Source organism: Kriegella aquimaris (genome assembly GCF_900103215.1).
Classification (GTDB): Bacteria; Bacteroidota; Bacteroidia; order Flavobacteriales; family Flavobacteriaceae; genus Kriegella; species Kriegella aquimaris.
Genome location: NZ_FNGV01000003.1, coordinates 442,260 through 468,944 on the forward strand (window position 1 = coordinate 442,260; position 26,685 = coordinate 468,944).

The window sequence follows — 26,685 nt, forward strand, 5'->3', positions numbered from 1 at the left end:
ACAGATTGCATCGCCCTGCATCTCTGCCGGAATCATCACAATGACGTTAATCTAAAATTTTATTTATTGCGGCATATTGCAATAACATAATCGTCTTGGCATCCTTAATATCGCCAGCTTCAATTAACTTTAGGGCTTTTTCAAAGGAATACTCCAAAACCTCGATGTTTTCGGTCTCATCATCAGCTCCGCCTCCTTCGCCAACTTTCATTCTGTCTTCGTAGGCACCAATGAACAGATGTAAAATTTCGGTCACCGAACCTGGTGACATGTAGGATTCATAAACCTTTTGAACATCATTAATAAGATATCCTGTCTCTTCCTCAACCTCTTTTTTAATGCAATCTTCAGGGTTGTCACCGTCTAACAGTCCGGCACATACTTCAATCATCATACCGTCGTCATTACCATTGACATAGGTAGGCATACGAAATTGTCGGGTCAACAAAACCGCACCCTTCTTTTTGTTATATAAAAGAATAGCTGCTCCATTGCCTCTGTCATAAGCCTCTCGCTGTTGTGTTTCCCAACTGCCATCTTCCTTTTGGTAATCAAAAGTAAACTTGTTGAGGGTATACCAATTATCTGACAATAATTGCTTTTTAATATTTTTAATCTTGCCGTTTTTCAAATTTTCGATATTTTGAAATTCAAAAGTAACCATTTCCGACGGGGGAAAAATGGCAGGGGGATGTGATAATAATTAAGTTTATGGAATAAAACAGCTGAAAACTCAAGGTAGAGAGCATCTTTGATTTCATAGTATTGCCATATTACCATTTTTAACCACTCTTTTTTACACGAATTATATTCAGGCAGCAGTTTTTATCTCAAACTGCCTTTTCAGATTTTAAAATCGTGCATTAGTTCTTGAATTGCCTAATTTTAGGCCATAAGCGAACAAAACGTGTTTTTCTCAAACACCTAATATTTCCTATATGAAGAGATTGTTTTATAGTTTTTTGGTAGTACTTCTTTTTTTAAGTTGTAAGCAAAATAGCAAGAATGTTGAAACTCAAAAAACACTTCCGCGAATCGCCATAGCGGGCCTCGGTATAGAGTCGAGTACCTTTTCTCCCGCCCAAACCCATGAAGAGGCCTTTCATGCCCGAATCGGGGATTCGATTTTTGGACGCTATCCTTTTTTTGCCGAGGGTTCCAATATTCGAAAAAGAGCGGAATGGATACCTACCTTGCTTGGCAAATCGTTGCCAGGTGGTATCGTTACCCGAGAAGCCTATGAGTCAATGGTCGGAGAAACTTTGAAAATGCTCAAGGCGAACGGACCATACGACGGACTTTTTTTTGATATTCATGGTGCCATGAGCGTGGTCGGACTTGAAGATGCCGAAGGAGACTTGATCAAACGTATTCGAGAAATCGTTGGCACAGAGGTACTAATTTCTACCTCGATGGATCTGCACGGTAATGTATCCGAACGTTTGGCACAACATACCGACTTGATAACCTGTTACCGTATGGCGCCGCATGAAGATGCTTTGGAATCAAAAGAACGAGCCATCACCAACTTATTGGACCGTTTGGAAAACAACATGGGGAAACCGAAATACAAAGCCTGGATACCGGTTCCCATCTTATTGCCGGGTGAAAAAACAAGTACCCGAATAGAACCCGGAAAAAGTCTATACGCAAAAGTTCCCTCGGTAGCAGACCAAAAAGGTGTTATCGATGCGGCCATATGGATCGGTTACGCTTGGGCCGATGAACCCCGAAACCATGCGGTTGTTATGGTTACCGGTGACGATAAGGAGAAAGTTGTTTCGGGAGCCGAAAAATTGGCCGAGGCCTTCTGGGAGGTACGCCAAGAGTTCGAATTCGTTGCCCCGGTTGCGACCTTGAATGAGAGTATTCAAATGGCACTAAACAGTAAAGAACAACCTTTTATGATCAGCGACATGGGCGATAATCCTACCGCGGGTGGTTCAGGCGATGTAACTTGGACGCTGAAGGAAATACTTGCTCGACCAGAATTTAAATCGAAAGATGGTCCTTCATTAATCTACGCTTCAATCCCTGGTCCCCTGCTGGTGGCCGAAGCTCAAAAAGTCGGTGTAGGCGGAAAAATTTCTGCCATGGCAGGGGCCGAAGTCGACGACCGTTTTGCCCCTCCCTTGCAGCTGAACGGAACTGTTACCGCAATTAATGAAGGTGACCGCGATGCTGAAGTAGAAGTGGTCGTAAAGATTGGAAGTGTCAATGTTATTGTTACCAAAAAACGCAAACCTTACCACCATATTAAAGATTTTACCGATCTTAATCTAAACCCCAAGGCAGCGGACGTCGTGGTAGTTAAAATTGGTTATCTCGTTCCAGAACTTTATGACATAAGGGGTGATTGGGTCATGGCCTTGACCCCAGGTGGGGTTGATCAAGACCTCGAACGCTTAGGTCATAAACGAATAAAAAGACCAATGTACCCTTTGGATAAAGGCATGGATAAACCTGATTTGAGTGCTCAATTGATTCAGGCTTCCGATGATTTAGAATAACAATTCCCAGAAATACAGCACCCCATATAGTATGTAATTCTTTGTCATCCACGAAATAAATCGTACAACCCCATAGGCATTGCCCAGCGGTCTATTAACAGCACAATTGAAAAAATAGCTACAAGCCGGCGAGTATTTTAAAGATAAAATCTAAGGTTTTGCCAATAGCAAAATCTTGGATAACATCTTTGCTTTTAGAGCCCTATATTTCTTAAGGTGGTCTCTATAGAGTTCTCGATGTTTTTCGTGATTATGAAGATAGTATGAGTCACAGGCCATATTATCACATTCAACCGCATTCCGCATCGAAGTTTCGTAACGGTATACCGTTCCTGATATCAATGTATTCTCCCGACGTATTTCCTGCAACTGCAGGTATATATTCGAATCGTTCAAAATACGGTCTTCGATTTCTGAAAAATACGCTAACTCTTCACTTATATATTCCAGGTTATCGGCCCAATCGTTAAGTTCTGCACTATCTTTTTTTAGCATAATACGACTGTCGGACTCGTGGTGGTAAAAAAGTTTTGAATTACTCATAAAACCATATTTACATTTATATGTTTGTTCTGCTGCTCTACGCGCTGTATCGTAAGTTGTTGTTCTCCCAAAGGAAACTCCCATGTTACAGTATCACCTTCGGCATATCCCATTACAGCGGCTCCCATAGGAGTCAATATTGAAATTTTATTGTTTCGAACATCACTTTCTGTGGGCATTACCAGTTGAAAACTTTTCTCCCATCCCTTATCTGAAACAATTTCTATTATCGAATTAAAGCGGATAACATCGCCAGGCATTTCGTTTTCATCCAATATCTTGGCAGACTCAAGCTCCCCGACCAATTTTCTTACTGATTTTGCTAGCGTCGCATCTTTATAATATCCTGAAAGATTCATCAGTTTTTTTAGTACGACATATTCTCTTTTTTCTATGACTAAACTACCGTGCTTCATAATTTTTGTTTTCAATGTTCAACCATTAATTATTTGATATCTCATATCGAGCCTTGTCCACTTCAAGATATATTCCGATTGTGAATTACAATCGGAATATACCTTGAAGCGTCGGCCTTTTTAAATCGCCTCCACAATTGGAAGCATTTTTTATTGTTCCTATAAATTCTATGGAAAAATTCCCCTTTGCTTGTAGGCTTGCTCTAAGCGCTCAATTGCGATTATGAAAGCGGCCGTTCGCATATCTACTTTTCGCTCATTTGAAATTTCCCTGACCTTATCGAAAGATGTGCGCAACTTCTTTTCGAGCTTCTCCATCACTTCCTCTAACTGCCAAATTTCCCCGTTTCTGTTTTGCAACCATTCAAAATAACTACCAATGACCCCTCCGGAATTACAGAGAATGTCAGGAATAATTTCAACCCCGTTCTCCAATAGTACTTTTTCGGCTTCGACATCTGTAGGCCCATTGGCTCCTTCCGCAATTAAATACGCCTTTACCTTTGGTGCATTTTCGGCAGTAATCTGATTGCCCAATGCAGCAGGAATACAGATATCACAATCTAACGCAAAGAATTCGGAATTGTCAATAGGCATGGTATCCGCAAATCCGACAATGCCATTTTTATTACCTTGTACATATTCAAAAAGCGCCTCTACCCCTATTCCATTGTCATTCGCGATACTACCGTAAGCATCTTGTACCGCTACCAGTGATGCCCCAGCTTTTTCCAAAAAATGGGCGGCCCAATAACCTACGTTACCGAAACCTTGAACGATGAATTTCTTATCTTTTAAGTACACCTTTTTATGCTCGGCCCAAAACTTTATGCTCAGAAACACCCCATAACCCGTGGCCCTGTCTCTCCCATACGAACCGCCAGCCCCTATGGGTTTCCCCGTGACTACATGCATGTTTTTAGAACGTTCAGCAGGTGCTTTTGTAGACATGAACGTATCCAATATCCAAGCCATCGTCTGCGCATTGGTATTCACATCAGGAGCCGGAATATCGAGTTCAGGACCGATATTGTCACCTAAGGCATACGTAAACCTTCGTGTAATACGTTCTAATTCGGCTTGGGAATATTTAAAGGGATCTAATTGAATGCCACCTTTAGCACCGCCATAAGGCAAACCGGCCAATGATGTTTTCCAAGTCATCCACATGGCCAAGGCTTTGGCCGCGTCGATATCGACGGTAGGGTGATAGCGTAATCCTCCTTTGTAGGGACCCAAGGCATTATTATGTTGTACCCTATATCCTTTAAAAACTTCGACTTCACCATTATCCATACGAACGGGAAAATGCACTACAAGTTCATTGTTCGTGACTTCCAGAATCTTTCGAATATTAGGGTTTAAATCAATAATCTCTGCGGCGTTATCGAACTGGCGCATAACATTATCCAACATCCCTTGCTTGCGTTTAAGGCGCTTTTTCAATGTTTTTGTTATCATAGCTCTATATTAGGCGAATTGTTTCCCCGTTTTGTACGGATTACGTCTTCCTACTTTTTTTAGTTTATCAAAACGTCTCTTTGATTCAAATTTGAAGTCGACGTTGTTTTCATATTCGCTACAAGATGTTATATCACTTTTATCTGTAGTAAGCACACAGAATGATTGATTGTAGCATGTGGTACATATGCTTCTATTTTGTTTCTCCATGACTTTTGTTTTTTAAACCTTAACATAATTTCAAAAAAAATAGATTTTAATTGTTTATACTCAAGACCTAGACAGTACTTTACTACACAATAATCTCAAGTAAATCTTTATCGCTTTATCGTTTGTCTTGGAGTGGTCTGTTTTGTTTTAGCTTGGCATTTCTATTAAAATCCACTCGACGTTTCATAGCTTCGAAAAACCATTGGACTGAAAGGCCGAGCGGATAAAACAACCAAACTAACTAAACTTCTTTTTTGGATTACGGGTTACTTGAAAATATAGCCTGCTCGACACCTACTATCTTTAAAGAGTCTATACCCAAAGGAAAGCCATGGGGCACGGCATCGCCTTTTGCAAGACCAATGATTGAAGACCCCAATGCAGAAAAAACCGAAATTTGATCACCTTCCATTCCATATTCCGAAGGTGTAACCAATTCAACAGTTCTGTTCCATCCAGTATTCGAAAGTAAAGCTACCTTTGAATGGAGACGCACCACATCATCGGGCATATCGACTTCATCACAAACCAGCGCCATGTCAAGATTTTCCTTTAATCTGTCAAGGGAATGTTTGTGGGCATAATCTTCATAATATTTACCAAAGTAGAGCAACCTTTTTGTCTCTACATAGTCCTTTTTCTCAAATATCAAACTGCCGTATTTCATAAAATAATTCCTTAAATGCAAGGCTGAAAAAATACTAACTTTACATCACAATCATTCTAAGGCAAGTAGCATGCCCAAAAACTGCTATTAGAAACACAGAATCATAATTAATTCAATATCAGCTATCTATGAAGAATAAATTAAAATAAATAAATAAAGGAAGTGAGGAGTTTCTACCCGAACGGGTATTTTTACCCCAGTAACTTACTTTAATTTTTCGCGAAGTGTCTTACGGTCTATTTGCAATATTTCGGCAGCCTTCGTCTTGTTATTATTCGTCGCGGAGAGTACACGTTGTATATATTCCTTTTCCATTTCCTTTAAGGGTGCAAATGAATTCTCAGGAAATTCAATTTTAAATTTTAGGCTTTCAGGAAGGTCTTTTACATCAATCTTTCCGTCGGACATAATAACGGCGCGTTGAATCACATTTTCCAACTCTCGAATATTTCCCGGCCAATCGTAACGTTGCAACACCTCTATTGCTTCTGGTGTGACCTTTACAATACGATCCTTGTACTCGACTCCATATTTTTTTGTAAACCGGTCTACCAAAAGGGGAATATCTGACTTCCGTTCTCTAAGTGGTGGTACGTTTATCTGCACAACAGTCAAACGATAATACAGGTCTTCCCGAAACTTTTTATCGGAAATACTTTCTAAAAGATTGTTATTTGTTGCTGCGATAATTCTAAGATCTAATTTTTCTACTTTTTGCGACCCTACTTTAGTTATATTTTTCTCCTGTAGTGCACGCAGCAGTTTTGTCTGTACTGCCAGTGAAGCACTACCTATCTCGTCTAAAAAAAGAGTTCCATGGTTCGCGGCCTGAAAGAAACCGTTTCTATTTTCGTGGGCTCCAGTAAATGCTCCTTTAGTGTAACCGAAAAGTTCGGCCTCGAGCAACCCTTCGGGTATAGCTCCACAATTAACGGCGACAAAAGGCGCTCGCGCATACTTGCCCGAATAATGAATGGCCCGAGCGACCAACTCTTTTCCCGTACCACTCTCCCCTTCGATTAAGACCGTTGCCCTATTGTCTTTTACGCGCTCTATGATGTCTGTAACCTTGCCGAATGCTTTCGATTGGCCGATCATATCGGCATAAAGCGGGTTTTTCGGTGCTACATTACTATTCGATTCAGGCTTTCTATTCTGCCTACTTTCAAAAGATTTTGAAACCGCTTGCTTTAATTCTTCCTTGGTAAAAGGTTTGGTCAAATAATCAATGGCGCCCGACTTTATTACATTTAAAGCTCCGTCAATCGAAGGATAGCCCGTAATCACTAATTTAGGAATATGGGGGTAATGCTCGGCCGTGTACTTTAACAATTGCAGCCCATCAACTTCAGGCATTTGAATATCGGTAATCAATAAATCAATAGCGGTATCCTTCAAAATATATAAAGCCTGTTTTACAGAAATAGCCTTGTAGGTGTGATACTCTAGTGACCGCAAGTGGCGTTGTAACAATTCTAGAATATGAACATCATCGTCTACAATCAATATATTTTCTTTATGCAAAGCCATATGTTCTATAATTTAGGAAATGTAATGGTAAATATAGTGCCTTGTGGATTATTTGGCCGATGGATTATGCTTCCTTGATGGCTTTTCACTATGCCGTGTACCACACTCAACCCTAATCCTGAACCCTCGCCAAAGGGTTTAGTCGTGAAAAATGGTTCAAAAATTTTATCTTCAATAGCTTCAGGTATTCCAGTTCCTTCATCCGTAATTTGAACAAGTACTTGATTGGGCTTATCGATGATTTCGATAGTAATCGTACTACCTTCGGGAGAAAAATATATAGCGTTGATAATCAAATTGAACAGCACTTGGGTCAATTGAATTTTGTCAATTTTGAGCAGTACATTTTCTTCACCTGACTTAAACTTACATTTTACCTTATTTGTCTTAAGAAGGGCATTAAGCAAGGCAATAGCATCTTCGGTTACCGGAATTATATTGACCAAACTTTTTTGTTGTGGCATTTCGCAGGCAAAGAACATCAACTTTTTCACTACTTCCCGAGAGTAAATAGCGCTGTTGATGATTTTTTCAAGGTCTTTTGACGCCTGACTTCCCGAGGGAATACTATCTTTCAAAAGTTCTGTAAATCCTAATATATTGGCAAGTGGTGTATTAAGTTCATGGGCGATGCCGGCAGTAATTTCACCCAAAATCCGTAAGCGGTCTGACTGTTCTACTTGTCTTTTGATCAATACCTCGTTTTCCTTGATTTCCTTTCTTTCCAAAAGATTACCGATTTCAAGAGCTACATTGTCAAGAAGCTGTTGTTCTTCCTCCAAAAAGTCTTTGATATTATACTTCGACGAAGGATACCCAACCTTCAATTTTCCTTTCTCTTTATTAAAAACAGTTATTTTAGACTCAAGGAACACTTGGTTTACTTTCTCTTTCTCGGTAGTAATCGTATAGTTTTCGGTATCTATATAAATACAGGTGTCTTTACTATACTGCCAAGCTTTTTGCAGACTTGCGGCGATAGCCTCTAAAGCCACCCGAATTTCAGTGTAATCACAATTAACGATAATTGAGGTTACTTCGTAAAGACAGGTAAGTTCTTTAATTCGTTCCTTTAATTTTGCCTCCGCTGCTATCATTGGTTCTTCTTGTTGTAATCAAACATTCTCAAATACATTATTTTCCATAAAAGAATTATCGTGAAAAATTACCAATTATTTTGTTCAAGTACAAAGCACATTCCATCATCATTTTGGTTATGTGAAAATTTAATTTCAGCTTGATTATTCTCAATCACTCCCTTTAGTGTACAGCAACTAAATTTGGTGGCAGCACCCAGTTTGCTTCAAAACAGGATATCTAATAACCAAAAAATTATCGTCTACCTTGTCATATTTCTAAAATGCTCGTAACTAAATAAGTAGTAACAAGCCAGACCAATGAGCAAAGAACTCGAAAAAACCTTTTTAAACGCCTTAGAGCAAAATCAACAGAAACTATTGCGAATCTGTTCGGTTTATGCCAAAGATGCCGATGACACCAAGGATCTTTTTCAAGAAGTGTTGGTGCAAATATGGAGGTCAATGCAAACTTTTGAATCGAAATCTTCAATAGGTACCTGGATGTTCAGAATAACACTGAATGTTTGTCTTCGTTTTCGCTCAAAGGAAAACAAAAAACAAAAGCAGTTTATTCAAATGGACAGTATTACGATTGCCAAATTTATCCCTACGAAAGAGGATTATGGAGAACAAGAGAAATTAGCGCATCTCAAAAGCTGTATCAAAAAATTGAATGAAGCCGAAAAGGCAGTTATTACGCTCTATTTGGAAGAGGTTCGCTATAAAGAAATTTCCGAAATTTTGGGACTATCGGAAAATAATGTGGCAGTAAAAGTAAAACGCATCAAGAAAAAATTGTTGAACTGTATAATTCAAATAGCATGATGGAAGACGAACTGATTAAAATTTGGCAATCTTCCCCCATGGAGGAGCAGATAAAGTTTGATAAATCGCGGTTGATGTTAGAAATGCAATCGAGTTTAAGCCGTTTTAACAAGTTAGTGAAACACGGTATACTCATAGAGCAAGTGGCGATGATAATCGCCATTCCTGTGTTTCTTTTTTACATCTACTTCGTTCCTTTTGTACTCTCAAAAATTGCATCGATTCTAATTGTTATTTGGGGTATTTGGTACTTTATTAAACTTAAGGAGTGGAAGCGAAAGAAACCTACTAACTTGACGAAAAATTATTTGGATTACCTATATGAATCTAGAAACTATCTAGTAATGCTTAAAAAGTGGGGTGACAATGCAATTTACTGGTATATTCTACCCACTATTCTTAGTGTAATACTGTTTCTTTTTGGCCCCATACTGGCAGGAAAACTTAATAATAAGATGATCGCCATAATGTTTGTTGTTACAATTAGTACTGGAGTTTTTACGTATATATGGGGAAAATGGAGAGTAAAAACCCAATATATTCCCCGGTTGAAAAAGATCGAAGAACTTATAAAAGTTATGGAAGAATGAGCCCGAAATAAAATGATAAAAAGGATGCAGACTAGTTCGAAACTTCCTTGACTCCATACCGAACTTTCTTTTGCCAATTTCCTAATTTTTGCCTTAGCACGTTTACCAAATCAGGTCTTAATTCAGCCATATTATATGTTTCACCGATATCTTCGGATAAATCGTACAAAGCTACATTTTCTGTGTCGGACTCTTGAATGGATACCAGCTTCCAGTTTTCACTGCGAATTGCATTATCGTTCTTAAAACTCCAAAATAAATCGCGCTTCGGAAGTGCTTTCCCCTTCAAGAGCAGGTTTTTAATACTTATTCCGTCAATTACTTCGCTTTCTGGTTTTTCTCCTATAAAATCAAGAAATGTAGGTAAGAAGTCCATGGTCATAACAGGTTCGTCAGTTATTGTACCTTCTTTAAATTTGTTCGGATACCAAGCAATGGCCGGTACGCGATGACCACCTTCATAAACTTCGGCCTTAAATCCTTTTAACCGCCCATTGTTTCCGTTCTTAGAAGCTCCATTATCAGAACAGAAGATGACGATTGTATTGGTATCAAGCCCCGTTTCTTTGAGTGTTTGCATTATTTGTCCAATGCCCTCATCCATCACCTCGACCATTTCTTTATAAACATTGGCGATGCTGTCCTGGGGAATTGACGCCGTCCCTCGCACCCCAACTTTGCGAACGGCCTTATCGATCCGCTTTTGATACGGATAATGTGGCGTCTCATGTGGCAGGTATAAAAAGAAAGGTTTCCCTGTAATTTGAGGATTGTTTTCTTTTATAAAATTCACGCCATATTGCGTTATCAAGTCTGTTGTATAGCCTTCTTCAGCTTTTAAATCGGCACCCTCCCACCAGTCAACATACCCTTCTTGATCTATGTGGCCATGATAATCAACATTACCGCTCACAAAACCTTTAAAACTATCAAACCCCTGTAAGGTTGGGTTAAATTCCGGAGCATAACCTAAATGCCACTTACCGTACATTCCTGAGGAATACCCGTACTTCTTCAATTCATCGGCAATCGTAAGTTCTCCTATCGCCAAACCTACATTACGGTGATTGGCAGCCGTGATTACCCCCGAGACACCTGTGCGCTGCTGGTATTTCCCCGTCATCAAAGCAGCCCGTGTGGGGCTGCAAACCGTTCCATTGGAATGAAAATCGGTAAACCGTATTCCTTCGGAAGCCAACTTATCAATGTTCGGCGTGTTAATCATGGTGTTGCCGTAACAAGAGATGTCACCGTAACCTAGGTCATCGGCCATAATAAGAATGAAATTTGGCCTATCGCCGCCCTCGTTTTCTTCCTCTTTGATGTCTTGGGCAGAAAGGCAGTGCAACGCAAACATCGCAACAAGAAAAAAGAATATTGTTTTATATTGGCTGCTTTTCGTCATAAATTCTTTGCTATTTATAAATTATTAACCAGAAGTTTTCACGTCCAAGACATCAAAAATAAATTATTCTGTCAGCACAGTGGAACGATTAATGGAATAGCCTTGCTCCTGATACTTTTTCAACAACTGGTCCAGCTCTTCTACTTTATTAGGATGCTGCGTAAATAGATTCAAACGCTGTTCCGGGTCGTTCTCCATATCGAATAATAATCCTTCGGTTTCAAAATCTTCATAATTTCGAAGTTTTTTAAAAGAATCGGGCATTTTGCTATGTTCGCCTGACGGAGCATTGATATAGAGCCATTTCCCTTGACGTAAACCCCATATATCTTCAAAAGTATTATGTACCGTAGCTTCCCGCAATGGTGAAGTATAATTCTTTCCACTGAAAACAGGCAATAAGTTATAGCTGTCCGGTGCGGCTTCCTTTGGCAATTCACTTTGGGTTACCGCCGCCAATGTTGCCATGATGTCGACTTGCGATATTACCTCGTCAGAAACCGCGCCTGCTTCAATTTTTCCCGGCCATTTTACAATAAAAGGTACATGATGACCCCCTTCCCATACATCGCGTTTTAAACCCCGGAAATCACCCATACTAAAATGTTCGTATTTTTCGGCGCGCGCGAAAGCATACTTTTCAGGACCATTATCGGCACTAAAGATAACCACGGTGTTCTCATCTAAACCTTTTGCTTTTAAAGCTTTAAGCACTTGCCCTGCTACCCAATCAGTCTGTACCATAAAGTCACCATAGCCGCCTGCTTCCGATTTTCCTATAAACTCGTCATTAGGAATGATAGGTGCATGGGGCGAAGGCAACGCAAAATATAGAAAAAAGGGTTTATCTTTTGATTGATTATTTACATATTCAACAGCCTTTTTTGTAAGTGTAGGCAGTACGTCGTAGGGGTTCCAACCCTCGACCATGGGACCGGGGCGAAATTCCCAGTTTCCTTCTTTTGTAGCGTGGCTGCTGTTTTGAATATTTTGATTCACCGTCGGGGGCTCCATAACCCTATCGTTTTCCACCCATGCATAGGGAGGGAAATTTATGGTGCCATCGCCAAAATAATAATCGAACCCACGGTCCAAAGGCCCTCCAGCTATAGGTTTGCTCCAATCTATATCTTGGGATTGATAGAATTTTATTTTTTTTCCACGTTGCATCTTCTCTCCCGAAGGTTCGTTGTTGAACTCCCAGTTCCACCCCAAATGCCACTTTCCAATACATGCCGTAGCATACCCTGACTTTTGTAACACCTGCGGAAGGGTCACGTCTGTATCATTAAAAAATGGTTCTCCAAATGATTGTACGATACCGTGTTGCTTTCGCCAATGATATTTGCCCGTCAGCAGGGCATAACGGCTTGGGGAACAAATACCCGAAGAACTGTGGGCATCAGTGAAGCGCATACCCTCCGAAGCTAGCTGATCAAGATTAGGCGTCGGTATTTTTGAATTGGGGTTTTGTATATTAAGATCACCATAACCCATATCATCGGCATAAATTATAATGATATTGGGTGAATCTGCATTCTGCTTGGCTACCTCTTTCTTTGTTCCTTGCTTTTCTCCACAAGCGCCTAGAAAAATTGTTAGGATACAAAATATAGAAAGTTCAAGTAATTTTTTCATGGCTGATATCGAATTAAAAAATCATCTAAATTAAAGTGTTCGGCAAACCCTTATATCTCTATTTCATGTCATTTTCGAGCATCGTCTAGAAGGGCCATAAGCTCCTCGATAACCTCAGGATTTTCTTCATAGCGGTTTTCGGTTTCCTGCGGATCTTCCTCTAAATTGTATAAGGTTGCATTCGCTTGCCCTTGTTCAGATTCTATTAAATCAGGTTTGGTAAAACCTCCCGACCCCAAAGAAGTTGTAAGTTTCCATGGACCTTTTCGTATCGCAAAAAAACCATTTAAGGAATGATGTACGGTATAATCACGAATTGGTTTTTGGGCATTTCCAGTAAACGCGGGTAGCATATTATAACTATCCTCCCCGGCGCCTTCAGGCAAATCTTTCTCGACAATTCCCGATAGGGTTGCCAACAAATCAGTAGTACACAGAACTTGATCGGAAACACTGCCTGCTTTTATTTTTCCTGGCCAGCGAACAATAAAAGGAATGCGATGACCGCCCTCATAAATATCAGCTTTCTGTCCGCGATAGATATAATTAGCGCGATGTTCATACTGTTGCTTGTCTTCGGGTGTCCAATTTGACCCGTTGTCGGAAGTGACGATAATGAGCGTGTTTTCAGCCTGCCCAGACTGCTCCAAAGCCTGTAGGACCTTGCCCACGGTAATATCTACCAGAGTGACAAAATCGCCATAACGACCCGCTTTCGATTTTCCATTTACTTCATCAGTGGGCAACCAAGGGGTATGAGGTGCCGTTAATGGAAAATAAAGGAAAAACGGATCTTTTGCTGTTTTTTGCTTCCCAATAAAATCAGTGGCCTTTTCGGTCAAATGACCGAGCACATTATGGAAGTCAAAATTAGGGGCAACTTCTCCCGCACGCCAAAAGACGCCTCTCCCATCTTTAGCTTGACTTTTTCCAGTGGTATAAGCCGTAGGCAATTCGGTCGCCCTTTCATTCTCTAAATATAAGTAAGGTGTCATATCCAATGAGGAAGGAATGATATAGGAATAATCAAAACCCAATGTATTCGGACCGCTCACTTGTTTACTAAAATCTACATTACTGTTCGCATCTTTTTCAAAAACCCTGTCCCATTCATATTTCTCAATTGGTTTTTCCGGATTTTCCGGATGCCAGCCCAAGCCCAGATGCCATTTTCCGATACAAGCCGTTTGATAGCCGTTTGCACTTAGAAATGACGCAACGGTTGTGCGGTCTTCTTCAATAAGCGGTGGGTCATAGCCCCACAATACTCCTTCCTTTAAACGACTTCGCCACGCATACCGACCCGTTAAGATACCATAGCGGGTCGGCGTGCAAACTGCAGAATTGGAATGTGCATCGGTAAAATGCATGCCTTCTTCAACGATTTTGTCCATATTCGGAGTTTGAATACCCGATCCTGGATTGAGCGCTGACAAATCACCGTACCCCATGTCATCAGCCAAAATATAGACTATGTTGGGTTTTTTGACCTCATTGATAGGTTCATTTGCTGGTTTTGATGTTTTTGAGCCACAGGAAACCACGAAGAGTGACATCCATACGACCATTGGTATTCTTTTAAGTCTCACACGGACCAAGCTATTGCTCATACCTTCAAGTGTTTTGATTATTACAATTCAAGTTTATTCGAAATAGACTAATACCCCGGATTTTGTTCTTGAATATTGGCATTATTAGAAAATTCAACCAAAGGAATCGGATATAAAAAATACGATTTTCCCGTAACGGGATGAGAAATCAACCGATTGCCAGGGAATGTCAGTTCGCCCTTAATATCCATTTGAAATTGAATACGCGCTTCTAGTATGCCCCATCGGTTCAAATCAAAATAGCGTTTGGTCTCGAATGCCAACTCTACCCTTCTTTCTTTTCTTATTGCCATTCTAAACTCTTCTTGCGAAGTAAGTGTTGTGGCATCATGAACTGGAAGCCCGGCATTGATTCGAATTTCATTCAAAAGATCGAAGGCTTCGCCATTGGCTGTATATCCTATTTCGTTCAATGCCTCGGCACGCATTAATAGCACCTCTGCATATCGTATGATAGGATAGTTCCAAGTACTTTGGTTCGGTGGTTGATCGACATCGTTCAAATACTTGTTTACGAACAGAAGGCTTCCTTTGGGTTGATCAGGAAAAAGGAAGTTGTCTATACCATAATCTGCAAGTGTCACGTCAAACCTTTTGTCCCCTTCCTCATACTCCTGTACAATTCCATTCCCGGAAGACAAACTACCGCCCTCGCCATTCAACCGATCATCAGTAGGTAAGGTCGCTGCACCTCCCTGCATGGCTTCGGGGGCAAACGTATTTCGTAAAGTTGTTGTTGTCGCTCCCGTTTCGCCACCGTATTGCACCTCAAAAATAGAACCGGGACCGTTTTCATTAGAGCCGTTAAAATTATCGGCATAGTTTTCCAGTAAGCTACCATTTCCGAGAATACCTTCAGTGTTGCTGACCGCTGCACTCCATTCTTCCAACTCTAGGTTTACGGTCGCCAGCAAAGCCATCGCGGCATATTTTGTAGCCCGCCCAACTTCCTTTCCACTACCTCCGGAATAGGATGTCGGCAACAAAGTAATTGCTTCGTTTAAATCGAGTTTGATCTGGGCATACACCTCTTCGATCGAAGATCTCGGTAACTCTGCATCCGAGGGTGTTTTAATCTCTTCAATGATTAGGGGAACACCTCCATAAAACCTTACCAAATTGAAATAATAAAAAGCCCTCATAAATTTGGATTGCCCCTCAATTAACGCTTTCATCTCTCCACTTGAGAACTCCTCAATTGTAGACATACGTTCTAGAACGGTATTTGCCCGGGTAATACCCTGGTAGTGATTCTCCCAAGTGGTCTGTATCAACCCGAATGATTCATCAATGTTGAAAATATCAGATTCGGTTTCTTTACGCCATGTCCAACCATCGTCACTGGAACGACCGGCCAATTGTATCATGGTATTTTGAAAAATAGGTTGCAAGGGTTGGTAAACACCATTTACACCTGTAATAAGCCCCTCCTCGGTAGATAAAAGTTCTTCCAATGCTACCTGTCCTTCGGGTTCTGGGTCTAAAATATTGCTACAACTGAAACAAGTGGCGCCAATTAAAAATAGCCCTATATATTTTATATAATTTTTCATCTTATTCTTGATTTAATTTAAAAACTTACTTTGACCCCTAAATTATACTGCCTTGTATTTGGATAAGGCGTATAGTCTATACCTGCTGACAACAGACTTTCCCTGCTTGAAGCTTCGGGGTCTAAACCTGTGTATTTGGTAAAAGTCAATAGATTGGTGCCCGAAAAGGTAAATTGCGCACTTTCTATGAAAGAATTATCAAAAATTTTGTTGGGCAAATCATAAGTCAGTGCCACATTTTTAACTCTTAGGAAACTCGCGTCTTCCAAGAATCTGGTAGAAACCAAAGTCGCCAAGGTTGTTGTGGTACCCCCTTGTGACGGCCTAGGTACTTCTGAAGGGTTATCAGGGGTCCAGAAATCCGAGGCTTCCGCAAAATTCTGTACAAAGGGAACTCCTCTTGAAAGCAGGTTTCTCGCCGTATTGTACAATTTGTTTCCTGTTGCGAAGTTCATAAAAATGGACAATGACAGATTTTTATAGGAAAATGTATTGTCTAGACCACCAATAAGTTTCGGATGTGGATTACCGACAAAAGTTCGATCACCTGCATCTAACACCCCATTTTCATTAATATCCTTATATCTAGGATCACCAGGTACCGCGTTGAACCAAGTAGCAGCTTCGGCTTCTTCGCCCAATTGCCAAACCCCATCATAGATATACATATTAAAAGCCCCTACAGGACGTCCGGCAACCGTTAAGTTGGAAGGAATATTCGATAATGGAATATTTTGCCCCGGTATCTCCAAAGGTTCTCCCGCGGAATTGGTTCCAATGTCCAACACTTCATTTTTATTATAGGCGATATTGAAATCGGTAGTCCAAGCAAAGTTGCCGACCAAGTTCCTTGAATAAATCGCAAATTCAATACCCGAATTACGTACCGACCCAATATTAACAATGGGGGCATTGGGCACTCCTGCGGTTAAAGGAATCGGGTTTTGAATCAACAGGTCTTCCGACTTTTTATCATAATAATCAATGGTACCGCTAACCCTACTCTTGAACAGGGCAAAATCTACGCCGATGTCCAACTGTTTATTTGCTTCCCACTGTAACGAAGGGTTACCGATATTGGAAGCCGAGTTACCAACCACCACCGTATTACCATACACATAAGGTGTAGGCGCCGCCTTGGTAATAAATTCAAAATTTCCAATATTTTGATTTCCTGTAAGACCATAACTAACCCTGAATTTTAAATCGTTCAAGATAGTACTGTTCTTTAAAAAATTTTCTTGGGAAACTCTCCATGCCACCGATGCGGAAGGAAATGTTCCATATCGTTTATCAGGTCCAAAACGGGAAGAACCATCCCTTCGCACCGTGGCCGTCAATAAATACTTATTGTCATATCCATAATTCAAGCGTGCAAAGGAAGATGCCAAACCTCCTTTTACATTACTCCCCGTACTATTAAAACTAGTTTGGTTAGATAACTGGTTCAGGGCGTTATCGATTGTCCCCGTTCCCGATGCGGCCGTTCTGCGCAGTAAAAACTGTTGTGCAGAAACACCAACTAGCAACTTTAAACTTTGCTTGTTGAATTCTTTAGTATAATCTAAAGTGGCATCGGCTACCCAGTTGGCATCATTATTATTACTTACCGTTACCGAACCCTGATTGTTGATCATTCGGCCTATTTCATAAATAGGATTATAGCTATACCCTTCTATTCGTACTAAATCACCACCCAGATTCGTGTTTAGAAACAAGCCATCAATAAGTTTTATGTTAGCTTGAAAGTTACCGAGCAACCTAGTCGTATTTCGCTCTTGTGTAGGTAATAGTAGTGGGACCAACGGGTTGGAGTTAGCTCCAAAATAAGGGGCTGATGCGGTATTAATATTGGTCAGCTCACCATTTTCATCATACGCCGGTGTATAACTATGGTGGTATGCAAAACCACGGTAGCCCGCAGCACCCCATGCATCACCATCTGAGTAATTCTCAGGTTGATAGCTACCCGTAATGTTGGTGCTGATTTTCAGCCAATCGTTGACTTGGGTGCTCAAATTGGTACGTAACGAATAGGTTTTTAGGTCTGTGTTCAAAAGTGTACCGGTTCTATTCTGATAGGACGCCGAAGCTGAGTATTGCGTATTCTCTGTACCTCCAGAGTAGTTGATATTATGTATTTGCCGAATACCGGTGCGTGTGCCCAAATCTTGCCAATCTGTATCAACCTGCCAGATAGGATTGGTGGGGTCGTCATAAACGGCCGTACTTCTATTCGAATTTTTAAATGCTTCTACAAAAAGTAGTCTTTGTTGTTCGGTGCTCATTACATCGTACCGTTCCGATATGTGCTCAACACTCAAATCTGAGCTGTAGGTCAATTGTGGTTTGCCTACTTTGCCTTTTTTTGTCGTAATAATTACTACCCCATTGGCAGCCCTAGCACCATAAATAGCCGTGGCCGAAGCATCTTTTAAGATATCGATGGAAGCGATATCTTTGGGGTTTATCGTAGAAAAACTAGCACTTATCAACGGAACCCCATCAACAACGATCAAAGGATCATTGCTTCCTGTTACCGAACCGACCCCGCGGATGGCTATCTGAAACTTACCATCTAAATCACCACCGGATTGTCGTATTTGTACACCACTACTTCTCCCCTGTAATGCATCGGAAAAATTTGAGGTCGGCCTACTCTGTAGTTTTTCTTCTGAAATATTGGATACGGCCCCGGTGATATCAGACTTTTTCTGAACGCCATAACCCACTACGACCACTTCATCAAGCCCTGCCGCGCTTTCCAAAAGTTGAACATTTATTGTCGTTTGCCCGTTTAGCGGGACTTCTTTAGTAGAAAAACCGATATACGAGACTACCAGTGTGGGATCATCTTGTAGAAGTTCTATCGAAAAGTTTCCATCAAAATCTGCGGTAACCCCATTGGTGGTTCCTTTTTCTACAATATTCGCACCGGGTAGCGGTGTTCCCTTCTCATCAGTTACTTGACCCGTTACAATCGTTTGTAAATCGGGTAAGTCAGGTGTGCTTTTTTCGCTATTTGAAGGTGTTGGAACTATACGTTCTTTTAGAAATACTTGGTTATCCACCACCTTATGTGTGGTTTTAGTATCAGAAAAAATACGCTCTAAAATAGTCGTAACCAGTTCTTGGTTCACCTTAATACTCACTTTGCGTTTTAGGTCGACCTGTTTTATCTGATACACAAAGTGAAAATCGGTCTTACTTTCAATTTCATCAATTAGCCTTTCTACGGATATATCGTTCAAATTCAACGTTATTTTGGTACGTTGGGCATTTGAGGTGTTCGCCTGCATGGTCAGCAGTACCGTGAACATGAACAACATGCTAAGTTTCATCTTTAAGCTTGGTTTAAATATCCCATGGGAGCTTCTTTCTTGATCAAGAAGTTTTTTCATATTTTTATGGTGTTTAACTGTGGTTATTCAATTAGTTTAATCACTATTGCACGATCGGGAAATGGTGACGCATTTTCCGATTTTTTTGTATAGGATGCTAAAAAGTGATTGTCGGTCGACAGACCTCTTTGTTCGACTTTTATTTCATAGGCTACATTTTAATTTACTATTATCTTTTTATCATTTATTATGGTAAAATCAATATCATAGGCTCCTTTAAAATATTCCAGTATTTTTCCTATCGGCATATCGTCAAAACTGGCATTGAATTCAACGGAAGATAATTGTGAATTCTCGTTGATGATGGTCACATCATATTGTCGTTCCAGTTTTTTGAGAATATTCTCAAAAGTCATGTTTCTAAAGACCAATTCACCCTGTACCCATGAAGTGTAAATGCTTGTAATTACAGGTTCAGTGGTTATATTTTTTTGTGTATTGTCGTAACGACCTTTAATACCAGGGGACAATACCGTTGTTGCAGCGGAATCGGATGCTTGGGCTCCGACATAAAGTCCGACCGAACCTTCGATCAAGACCACTTCTTTGACTTCATCCTCCGGATATGCAGATATATTAAACTTCGTTCCGAAGACCTTAATATTCAAATCATCTGCGTTTATTATAAAAGGATGCTCGGTATCTTTTGCTACTTCCAAGAAAGCTTCGCCGGTCAAGAAAACCCTACGTTCTTTTCCCTTTAAAAATTTAATCGGATATTTCAATGAAGATCCAGCGTTCAAATGAGCTATGGTACTATCGGAAAGTTGCAGCTTAAAGTGCTTCCCGTACGGTACTTTGAGCGTGTTGTAAACCAATTTTTCAGGAAGGCTCTTATCTTTATTGCTATATACCAATTGATTACCCACTTGGTTACCCACCACATTCCCCAGGGCGTCACGAACCTCAGAAGTACCATCTTCAGAAATGACCTTTATGTTTCCATCTTCAAGTTCTAAAGTAATGAAATTCGATACGGGCATCGGTGCCCCTACCGTTTCTTCTTTTGCCGTTTGTTGATGAATGATATATCCTATTCCGACGGAAAAAATAACTATGGCTGCATATTTAAGTACATTTCTGAACCTGTATTTACCGAAAAGACGTTTATCCCGTCTGATTTTATTCAGCAGAAGTTCTTTTGATTTTTTTGTGTCGTATGCTTTCATAGTATGGTCAATGACAAAATTGATTTCTACAAAATCGTTAAAAACCTTCTCATTTTCAGGCTGCGCCAACCATAACTGCAGTTCATCCCATTCTTCTGCAGAGATAGAAGCGGTTATATATTTAACGATTAATTTCTGAATTTTTTTCTCCGTCATTCGTCACTCGATTCATCTTTATACGAAGCCATTCTGCGAAACCCTTATTTTTTTCACATTTTTTTTTCATATTTACTAGAAATTTATATCAAATAATATGTTATAGACAGTATGAAAAAAGATTTTTCATATCAAAATGTATTGATAAATGGCCTAAAAAAGGGTGATGAAAATGCCTATGCCTATTTGGTTGAAAAATACCACCATAATTTATGCGTATATGCGAATAGTTTGATTCGAGATGATTTAATTGCTGAAGATATTGTACAAAATGTGTTGGTGCGAACTTGGGAAAAAAGAAGCAAGTTGAAACCTGATTTTTCAATTAAAAACTACTTATATAAATCGGTTCACAATGAATTTGTAGACCAATACCGAAAAAGCAAGGCGGTAATGGCTTTAGAGAAAAAATACATTGCCGCCCTTGAACTTGTTATAGATGAAAAGAATGAAAGCCAGCTACAAAAAATGATGGCCCTGGTTACTGAGGCCATTGAGGACTTGCCTCCAAAATGCCGCCAAATTTTTCTTCTGAGCAAAAAAGAAGGTTTAACCAATATCGAAATAGCCGAACATCTGGATATTTCGAAAAAAACAATAGAGGCGCAGTTGACCAAGGCGTTCCGGTTTCTTCGAAAAAGATTAGGTCCTAGGTTTGAAGCTATAGTCTTTTTTGTCGGCAAGCTTGAATTTGAAAAAGAAGGTTTTTCCAAATTCTAGAGGCGCTCACTTCTTTTCATACCGTTACTGCCTTGTTCAAATACCTTCGAAACGGGAGCATTTCGCGATAGGCGCTGATTACTTTTTTATCAAAATCATCTTTGTACACCTCATTGGTAGAAAATTCGGTAGCCACGGCAAATGTTTTATTTCGTAATAAATCGATGTGAAGATGATCGTTGCGGTACCCTTTTGGGGCCTTGATCAGTTTTGCATCCGCATATAATGTTCCAAACAATTTTTTGAACGACTTTTTGGCCAAAATCTCTTTTAGCTTTTCACCATCATAATCTATGGCATCGCGAATGCTTCGTAACCGTTTGGGATCTGGCCGCCATAGTCCGCCAGCAAATATCGATCGTTCGATACCAATCTCAATATAAAAATCACCAGTATTGGGACGCTTGTCCAATCCCGCACCAAAATGATCTTTATAAATGGGCTTATTCGGGTGAAACATCAGATTATTATTGATGCGATTGATACCCTTTTTACCAGGTGTATCATAATATTCATCATCGATTTCGGCCAGTTGGGCATTTAATTGATCTAACCAACCAATAAAATCATTTCGGACTTCGGTGTACCATTTTCGGTTGGCATCCATCCACTCCTTATTATTGTTCTTTTGTAGCTCTTTGAGAAATGCAACCAAGTTTTTGTAATTCATTCAGCAAAAAAATTATGATATACGTCTTCGCGAACAAAGTGACGCAATCTATTTATTATGGCCTTTTAAGCAATAATCATATCAAATGAAATGCAACAAATCGCTTCGCACTCTCGCGAATACGAAGATTAAAACCGATTATCACCTCCTATAATATCTCCAAGTCCTCCTAAAATACTGCCTTCGCCCTTATCTTTCCCTCCTCTCGGGATTGATGCCAAGACACGACCGGCCAACCGACTAAATGGCAACGATTGTATATAAACCGTTCCTGGACCACGCAGGGTTGCAAAAAACAATCCTTCACCGCCGAAAACGGTATTTTTTATTCCTCCAACAAACTCGATGTCATAATCTACATCTTTAGTGAACCCAACAATACAGCCGGTATCTACCTTTAATACCTCGCCAACTCCCAAAACCTTTTTTGCCAAAGTACCTCCGGCATGAACAAATGCCATGCCATCACCTTCAAGCTTTTGCATAATGAAGCCCTCTCCACCAAAAAGCCCCCTACCCAATCGTTTTGAAAATTCTATACCTATAGAAACACCCTTGGCCGCACACAAGAAAGCATCCTTTTGACAAATAAACTTGCCCTCTTTTTCAGAAAGATCAATGGGTAAAATTTTACCAGGATAAGGCGAGGCAAAACTTACCTGCTTTTTTCCTTGACCTACGTTCAAAAATGCGGTCATAAAAAGGCTTTCCCCAGTAAGCATGCGCTTTCCTGCAGAAAACAGTTTACCCAAGACACCCGTATCTTGATTGGAACCATCACCGAAAATAGTATCCATTTTTATGTCGGAATCCATCATCATAAAGCTACCGGCCTCCGCCACTACGGCTTCTTGCGGGTCCAATTCAATTTCGACATATTGCATTTCTTCACCATAAATTTCGTAGTCTATTTCGTGTGCGTTCATGTTTTAGAATTTTTAATGTAATTTCCGCAAAGGCGGGAATCTTTCGTTAATGGTTTGTTGTTATTAGTTGATGATTCGAACAAAAATGTTACAACTTCCATCTAAAAAGTTTAAATTTTTTCAAAAAGCAGATGGAAAGAAAGCTTGTGAAATAAACGTTTAAAGTGATATTCGATTAACCATCATCAACGTTTCAACCTTACCGTCCATTCAAAATTAAAGGTCGAAACCACCACCCCATCTTCGTTTACACCGACCGACTTCATCCAAAAGGTCTGTCCCTCACCCGTGGCAATGGTTTTTGCCAAGGCCTTACCGATCAGGTGACCGTCTTCACAGGTAAAAGTGATTCTTCCCGTGGCCTTTTTAGAAAAACTCGCATTGTTACTGGCTACAAGCATCGATATTTTTTTATCACTTTCCCTAATCTTGGCGATAACCATGGTGCCCGTACTGAATTCGGCCGCCATCCCCTGCACCGCCCAAAACATCGATTTAAACGGATTTTGATTGAACCATCTGTGCTTTACAGTGACAATTGCCTTTTGCTCATCAATATATTTTAGGCGTACCCCACACCACCAAGCTACTGGTAGATTGAAAAAGGTAAACGCATTGAACTTCCCTGTATTTGTTGCCATAGTCTTATATCTAAGACCAAAAGTATTGAAATTATTTTAAGTTATAATCGTTAATATTATGTTAATATTTAGTACTTTGTTTTGCATAGTACCTTCTTTTAGATATATATTTGCATAAGAAATTACTAAGCCATGACAGATACATTGACCAAACACGAACGAAATTTGTCCGCCATCATTCATGCATCGACATTTTCAAAGTACTTTATTCCATTCGGAAATTTTATATTGCCGTTAGTATTATGGACAGCCAACAAGGCGGAATACAAATTTGTCGATGACAATGGTAAACAAGCGCTGAATTTTCAAATCAGCCTTTTACTCTATTCGATAGTATTGGGAATTATAAGTATTCCATTCTTTATCGGTTTCTTACCGAACATTTTTGATTTGGGCCATTTTGGTTTTGACAGCCTAAACAATTTTAACACCATGAACATCAGTTTTAATAGTGATGATTTCCGTTTTGGAAAATGGTTATTACCGTTAGGTATTTCCGGGCTATTACAAATCGCACTTTCTATTATAAATATCGTTTACACCATTTTGGCCACCATTCGTACCATTGAAGGTCAGACATTTAAATATCCTATTACTATCAATTTTATAAAGTAAGAACACCATAAATCAAAAGCATATGGTACTCATCACACCATTTGGAGTTTAATCATCAATCAAACTGTCCTGAACTTGTTTCTCGGTTCACCAATCATTGAAGTGATACCAGAACAGGTTCAGCACAGGAAAACGAACAGTTAATCAATTAGTAAAATGAAACTATGAACGTAGAAAACACAAAAGCACAGATGCGCAAAGGGGTGCTGGAATATTGCATATTGTCTATTCTTAACGGAAAGGACAAGTATGCTTCAGAAATTCTAGAAACCTTAAAAGACGCGCGTATGCTCGTAGTGGAAGGAACAATCTATCCTTTGCTCACTAGGCTCAAAAACGCCGGGCTACTCAATTATCGTTGGGAAGAATCGACTTCAGGCCCCCCACGTAAATACTATACCTTGACAGAAACCGGAAAATTGTTCCTCAAAGAATTGGACAAAACCTGGGACGAATTAAGAAGTGCCACAAATCTTGTTACCAACACTAAAAACGACTAAGAATGAACAAGACAGTTAATATAAATCTCGCAAACATCTTCTTTCACATCGATGAAGAAGCTTACCGAAAGTTGCGAAATTATCTAGAAGCGATCAAACGTTCGTTTGCCGGAACCCCGGGCAGCGATGAAATCATTGCCGACATCGAAGCACGTCTGGCAGAACTGTTTCATGAAAAAATGCAACATGAGCGCCAGGTCATTACCGAAAAAGAGGTCGATGAAGTCATTGCCATCATGGGGCAACCAGAAGATTACATGATCGATGAAGATATTTTCGAAGATGAACCGATATCTCGAAAAGAACCTAAGCGAACCAAGAAATTATATCGTGATATCGATCACAAATATATTGCGGGCGTTTCTTCCGGTTTGGGCCATTATTTCAAAGTTGACGCCCTATGGATGCGATTGCTTTGGATTATCTTGACTATTGGTTCCAGTGGCGGCTTCATTTTGGTCTATGGCCTATTATGGATTTTAATCCCGGAGGCGGCGACTACCTCACAAAAATTGGACATGCGTGGGGAAGAAATCAACATTAGCAATATTGAAAGAAAAGTAAAGGAAGGGTTTGACGGCGTCGCCGATAAAGTCAAAAATGCCGATTATGATGCCATGGGCAACAAAATAAAAAGTAGTGGTCAAACATTCTTTGATACTATTGGTAAAATCATACTATTCTTTTTTAAAATCATCGCAAAATTCATTGGTATCATCTTGATTATCGCAGGTACTGCCGGAATTATTGCGCTGTTGGTAGCCTTGTTCACAGTGGGCATTTTTAAAGGAGTGAATTTTCCTGGGATGGATTTTTACCAAATGGCCGATGCTACGAATACCCCCATTTGGCTTGCGTCGCTCTTTATTTTCTTTGTATCGGCAATACCCTTGTTCTTTTTACTGTATTTAGGTTTAAAAATTTTAGTGAATAACTTAAAATCAATCGGGAACATTGCCAAATTTTCGTTATTAGGCCTTTGGTTGATAAGCCTTATCGCACTTATCGTACTCGGCATTCAACAAGGTACTGCGAGGGCCTTTGAGGGAAGCGCCACTACCAAAGAGCAACTCTTTAGCATAAACGAGCCCGACACTTTGAAAGTGGTAATGGTTTCTCCAGAAAACAGTGGTATTCTCAATACCATGAACATCGACGACATTATGTTATATAAAGATGATGATGGCAATGATATCCTCTTATCTAACGATGTACAGGTCAAGATTGAAAAATCGAACACCTCGTCTTCCCAAATCAGGATTAGAAAAGATGCCCGTGGCAGTTCTTTTAATGATGCCCGTGAAACTGCAGAAAAAATAGCTTACGATTATAAGACCGAAGGGAGCACCATTTATCTAGATCATTTTTTGACGACCCATAGGTCAAACAAATTTAAAGATCAAGAAGTTCAAATTAACCTAGCAATTCCGGTCGGCACTGTTCTTTCGTATGCAAGTGACAATAATCGTTGTTGGACGATGAGAGCTCCTTTAGACCGAAATATGAACGGCTGTGAAATGACTAAATATCTCTGGCGAATGGATGCAAATGGTGAATTAATATGCCTGAACTGCCCAGAAGAAAAAGATGATGACGATGATGATGAAGATGGCAAGGAGAATAACAGAATTATCATTAACGAAGAAGGTGTAGATATCGATATTAAGGATAATAAAGATTCCTTTAAAATGAAAATTGATGAGAATGGAGTACAAATAAAAACGAAAGAAGATAATTAGCTGCAGTACAGTTCAGGCATTATATTGAACAGTTCAGTACTAAAAAGTAGTCCAACTCGTAAGAAAAGAAGAATTTTACACCTATACCGAAGCTATTTCGGCATCACACAT

23 protein-coding genes are annotated in these 26,685 nt (G+C 39.9%); 7 read left to right on the top strand and 16 right to left on the bottom strand.

Annotated features, from left to right (window positions below; genetic code table 11):
• Positions 1 to 46: 46 nt before the first annotated feature.
• Positions 47 to 631, bottom strand: coding sequence for a GDP-mannose pyrophosphatase NudK (gene nudK / locus BLS33_RS09710; RefSeq protein ID WP_218129547.1), 585 nt, complete (start codon positions 629 to 631; stop codon positions 47 to 49).
• A 307-nt stretch (positions 632 to 938) separates the two neighbouring features.
• Between nudK and BLS33_RS09715 the strand changes: the two genes are divergently transcribed.
• Positions 939 to 2,510 (top strand): M81 family metallopeptidase, encoded by a 1,572-nt coding sequence (locus BLS33_RS09715; RefSeq protein WP_089887958.1) that lies wholly within the window; start codon positions 939 to 941, stop codon positions 2,508 to 2,510.
• 150 nt (positions 2,511 to 2,660) lie between these two features.
• On the opposite strand, the gene BLS33_RS09720 is transcribed toward BLS33_RS09715, so the two are convergent.
• The 6 genes from BLS33_RS09720 to BLS33_RS09745 all read right to left on the bottom strand — a co-directional run bounded on the left by BLS33_RS09720 (position 2,661) and on the right by BLS33_RS09745 (position 8,434).
• Positions 2,661 to 3,053, bottom strand: coding sequence for a hypothetical protein (locus tag BLS33_RS09720; RefSeq protein ID WP_143017599.1), 393 nt, complete (start codon positions 3,051 to 3,053; stop codon positions 2,661 to 2,663).
• Positions 3,050 to 3,469, bottom strand: coding sequence for a GreA/GreB family elongation factor (locus BLS33_RS09725; protein WP_089887963.1), 420 nt, complete (start codon positions 3,467 to 3,469; stop codon positions 3,050 to 3,052). Before BLS33_RS09725 ends, BLS33_RS09720 begins: the two co-directional genes overlap by 4 nt.
• 168 nt (positions 3,470 to 3,637) lie before the next feature.
• Positions 3,638 to 4,930: a Glu/Leu/Phe/Val family dehydrogenase gene (locus tag BLS33_RS09730; protein WP_089887965.1), complete on the bottom strand. Its 1,293-nt coding sequence runs from the start codon at positions 4,928 to 4,930 to the stop codon at positions 3,638 to 3,640.
• 469 nt (positions 4,931 to 5,399) lie between these two features.
• Complete coding sequence (locus tag BLS33_RS09735) at positions 5,400 to 5,807, bottom strand: GreA/GreB family elongation factor (protein ID WP_089887968.1); 408 nt, start codon at positions 5,805 to 5,807, stop codon at positions 5,400 to 5,402.
• 204 nt (positions 5,808 to 6,011) lie between these two features.
• Positions 6,012 to 7,337, bottom strand: coding sequence for a sigma-54-dependent transcriptional regulator (locus tag BLS33_RS09740; protein WP_089887971.1), 1,326 nt, complete (start codon positions 7,335 to 7,337; stop codon positions 6,012 to 6,014).
• Positions 7,338 to 7,342: 5 nt separating this feature from the next.
• The gene (locus BLS33_RS09745; protein WP_089887973.1) at positions 7,343 to 8,434 is read right to left on the bottom strand and encodes a sensor histidine kinase; all 1,092 of its coding nucleotides are present in this window, start codon (positions 8,432 to 8,434) and stop codon (positions 7,343 to 7,345) included.
• Between the two features lie 300 nt (positions 8,435 to 8,734).
• Here BLS33_RS09745 and BLS33_RS09750 point away from each other — a divergent pair, with 300 nt between their 5' ends.
• Both BLS33_RS09750 and BLS33_RS09755 read left to right on the top strand, forming a co-directional pair.
• Entirely contained in the window at positions 8,735 to 9,241 is a 507-nt protein-coding gene (locus BLS33_RS09750; protein WP_089887976.1) for an RNA polymerase sigma factor, read from the top strand.
• The gene (locus BLS33_RS09755; RefSeq protein ID WP_089887979.1) at positions 9,238 to 9,831 is read left to right on the top strand and encodes a hypothetical protein; all 594 of its coding nucleotides are present in this window, start codon (positions 9,238 to 9,240) and stop codon (positions 9,829 to 9,831) included. Before BLS33_RS09750 ends, BLS33_RS09755 begins: the two co-directional genes overlap by 4 nt.
• A gap of 31 nt (positions 9,832 to 9,862) precedes the next feature.
• Here BLS33_RS09755 and BLS33_RS09760 read toward each other — a convergent pair whose 3' ends face one another.
• From BLS33_RS09760 to BLS33_RS09785, 6 genes are all read right to left on the bottom strand, one after another.
• A complete protein-coding gene (locus BLS33_RS09760; RefSeq protein WP_218129548.1) occupies positions 9,863 to 11,236 on the bottom strand; it encodes a sulfatase-like hydrolase/transferase in 1,374 nt (457 codons plus the stop codon).
• 63 nt (positions 11,237 to 11,299) lie between these two features.
• Positions 11,300 to 12,874, bottom strand: coding sequence for a sulfatase family protein (locus tag BLS33_RS09765; protein WP_089887981.1), 1,575 nt, complete (start codon positions 12,872 to 12,874; stop codon positions 11,300 to 11,302).
• A gap of 68 nt (positions 12,875 to 12,942) precedes the next feature.
• The gene (locus BLS33_RS09770; RefSeq protein ID WP_176801365.1) at positions 12,943 to 14,484 is read right to left on the bottom strand and encodes a sulfatase family protein; all 1,542 of its coding nucleotides are present in this window, start codon (positions 14,482 to 14,484) and stop codon (positions 12,943 to 12,945) included.
• A gap of 47 nt (positions 14,485 to 14,531) precedes the next feature.
• Entirely contained in the window at positions 14,532 to 16,037 is a 1,506-nt protein-coding gene (locus tag BLS33_RS09775; protein WP_089887983.1) for a RagB/SusD family nutrient uptake outer membrane protein, read from the bottom strand.
• A gap of 17 nt (positions 16,038 to 16,054) precedes the next feature.
• Positions 16,055 to 19,438 carry a SusC/RagA family TonB-linked outer membrane protein gene (locus BLS33_RS09780; RefSeq protein ID WP_089887987.1) on the bottom strand — a complete coding sequence of 1,128 codons (3,384 nt, stop codon included), beginning with the start codon at positions 19,436 to 19,438 and terminating at the stop codon, positions 16,055 to 16,057.
• A gap of 158 nt (positions 19,439 to 19,596) precedes the next feature.
• A complete protein-coding gene (locus BLS33_RS09785) occupies positions 19,597 to 20,763 on the bottom strand; it encodes a FecR family protein (RefSeq protein WP_089887989.1) in 1,167 nt (388 codons plus the stop codon).
• 111 nt (positions 20,764 to 20,874) lie between these two features.
• Between BLS33_RS09785 and BLS33_RS09790 the strand changes: the two genes are divergently transcribed.
• Positions 20,875 to 21,483, top strand: coding sequence for an RNA polymerase sigma factor (locus BLS33_RS09790; protein WP_089887992.1), 609 nt, complete (start codon positions 20,875 to 20,877; stop codon positions 21,481 to 21,483).
• Between the two features lie 16 nt (positions 21,484 to 21,499).
• Here BLS33_RS09790 and BLS33_RS09795 read toward each other — a convergent pair whose 3' ends face one another.
• From BLS33_RS09795 to BLS33_RS09805, 3 genes are all read right to left on the bottom strand, one after another.
• The gene (locus BLS33_RS09795) at positions 21,500 to 22,153 is read right to left on the bottom strand and encodes a DUF2461 domain-containing protein (protein WP_089887995.1); all 654 of its coding nucleotides are present in this window, start codon (positions 22,151 to 22,153) and stop codon (positions 21,500 to 21,502) included.
• 128 nt (positions 22,154 to 22,281) lie between these two features.
• Positions 22,282 to 23,079, bottom strand: coding sequence for a TIGR00266 family protein (locus BLS33_RS09800; RefSeq protein ID WP_089887998.1), 798 nt, complete (start codon positions 23,077 to 23,079; stop codon positions 22,282 to 22,284).
• A gap of 185 nt (positions 23,080 to 23,264) precedes the next feature.
• Positions 23,265 to 23,720: a DUF4442 domain-containing protein gene (locus tag BLS33_RS09805; protein WP_089888001.1), complete on the bottom strand. Its 456-nt coding sequence runs from the start codon at positions 23,718 to 23,720 to the stop codon at positions 23,265 to 23,267.
• Between the two features lie 132 nt (positions 23,721 to 23,852).
• On the opposite strand from BLS33_RS09805, the gene BLS33_RS09810 reads away from it, so the two are divergent.
• From BLS33_RS09810 to BLS33_RS09820, 3 genes are all read left to right on the top strand, one after another.
• The gene (locus BLS33_RS09810) at positions 23,853 to 24,335 is read left to right on the top strand and encodes a DUF4870 domain-containing protein (protein ID WP_089888003.1); all 483 of its coding nucleotides are present in this window, start codon (positions 23,853 to 23,855) and stop codon (positions 24,333 to 24,335) included.
• 164 nt (positions 24,336 to 24,499) lie between these two features.
• The gene (locus BLS33_RS09815) at positions 24,500 to 24,835 is read left to right on the top strand and encodes a PadR family transcriptional regulator (protein WP_089888005.1); all 336 of its coding nucleotides are present in this window, start codon (positions 24,500 to 24,502) and stop codon (positions 24,833 to 24,835) included.
• Positions 24,836 to 24,837: 2 nt separating this feature from the next.
• The gene (locus tag BLS33_RS09820; protein ID WP_089888008.1) at positions 24,838 to 26,574 is read left to right on the top strand and encodes a PspC domain-containing protein; all 1,737 of its coding nucleotides are present in this window, start codon (positions 24,838 to 24,840) and stop codon (positions 26,572 to 26,574) included.
• Positions 26,575 to 26,685 lie beyond the last annotated feature (111 nt).

Coding starts and splice junctions, on each gene's coding strand:
- BLS33_RS09715 (WP_089887958.1), top strand. CDS start 939: ATGAAGAGATTGTTTTATAGTTTTTTGGTAGTACTTCTTTTTTTAAGT.
- BLS33_RS09720 (WP_143017599.1), bottom strand. CDS start 3,053: ATGAGTAATTCAAAACTTTTTTACCACCACGAGTCCGACAGTCGTATT.
- BLS33_RS09725 (WP_089887963.1), bottom strand. CDS start 3,469: ATGAAGCACGGTAGTTTAGTCATAGAAAAAAGAGAATATGTCGTACTA.
- BLS33_RS09730 (WP_089887965.1), bottom strand. CDS start 4,930: ATGATAACAAAAACATTGAAAAAGCGCCTTAAACGCAAGCAAGGGATG.
- BLS33_RS09735 (WP_089887968.1), bottom strand. CDS start 5,807: ATGAAATACGGCAGTTTGATATTTGAGAAAAAGGACTATGTAGAGACA.
- BLS33_RS09740 (WP_089887971.1), bottom strand. CDS start 7,337: ATGGCTTTGCATAAAGAAAATATATTGATTGTAGACGATGATGTTCAT.
- BLS33_RS09745 (WP_089887973.1), bottom strand. CDS start 8,434: ATGATAGCAGCGGAGGCAAAATTAAAGGAACGAATTAAAGAACTTACC.
- BLS33_RS09750 (WP_089887976.1), top strand. CDS start 8,735: ATGAGCAAAGAACTCGAAAAAACCTTTTTAAACGCCTTAGAGCAAAAT.
- BLS33_RS09755 (WP_089887979.1), top strand. CDS start 9,238: ATGATGGAAGACGAACTGATTAAAATTTGGCAATCTTCCCCCATGGAG.
- BLS33_RS09760 (WP_218129548.1), bottom strand. CDS start 11,236: ATGACGAAAAGCAGCCAATATAAAACAATATTCTTTTTTCTTGTTGCG.
- BLS33_RS09765 (WP_089887981.1), bottom strand. CDS start 12,874: ATGAAAAAATTACTTGAACTTTCTATATTTTGTATCCTAACAATTTTT.
- BLS33_RS09770 (WP_176801365.1), bottom strand. CDS start 14,484: ATGAGCAATAGCTTGGTCCGTGTGAGACTTAAAAGAATACCAATGGTC.
- BLS33_RS09775 (WP_089887983.1), bottom strand. CDS start 16,037: ATGAAAAATTATATAAAATATATAGGGCTATTTTTAATTGGCGCCACT.
- BLS33_RS09780 (WP_089887987.1), bottom strand. CDS start 19,438: ATGAAAAAACTTCTTGATCAAGAAAGAAGCTCCCATGGGATATTTAAA.
- BLS33_RS09785 (WP_089887989.1), bottom strand. CDS start 20,763: ATGACGGAGAAAAAAATTCAGAAATTAATCGTTAAATATATAACCGCT.
- BLS33_RS09790 (WP_089887992.1), top strand. CDS start 20,875: ATGAAAAAAGATTTTTCATATCAAAATGTATTGATAAATGGCCTAAAA.
- BLS33_RS09795 (WP_089887995.1), bottom strand. CDS start 22,153: ATGAATTACAAAAACTTGGTTGCATTTCTCAAAGAGCTACAAAAGAAC.
- BLS33_RS09800 (WP_089887998.1), bottom strand. CDS start 23,079: ATGAACGCACACGAAATAGACTACGAAATTTATGGTGAAGAAATGCAA.
- BLS33_RS09805 (WP_089888001.1), bottom strand. CDS start 23,720: ATGGCAACAAATACAGGGAAGTTCAATGCGTTTACCTTTTTCAATCTA.
- BLS33_RS09810 (WP_089888003.1), top strand. CDS start 23,853: ATGACAGATACATTGACCAAACACGAACGAAATTTGTCCGCCATCATT.
- BLS33_RS09815 (WP_089888005.1), top strand. CDS start 24,500: ATGAACGTAGAAAACACAAAAGCACAGATGCGCAAAGGGGTGCTGGAA.
- BLS33_RS09820 (WP_089888008.1), top strand. CDS start 24,838: ATGAACAAGACAGTTAATATAAATCTCGCAAACATCTTCTTTCACATC.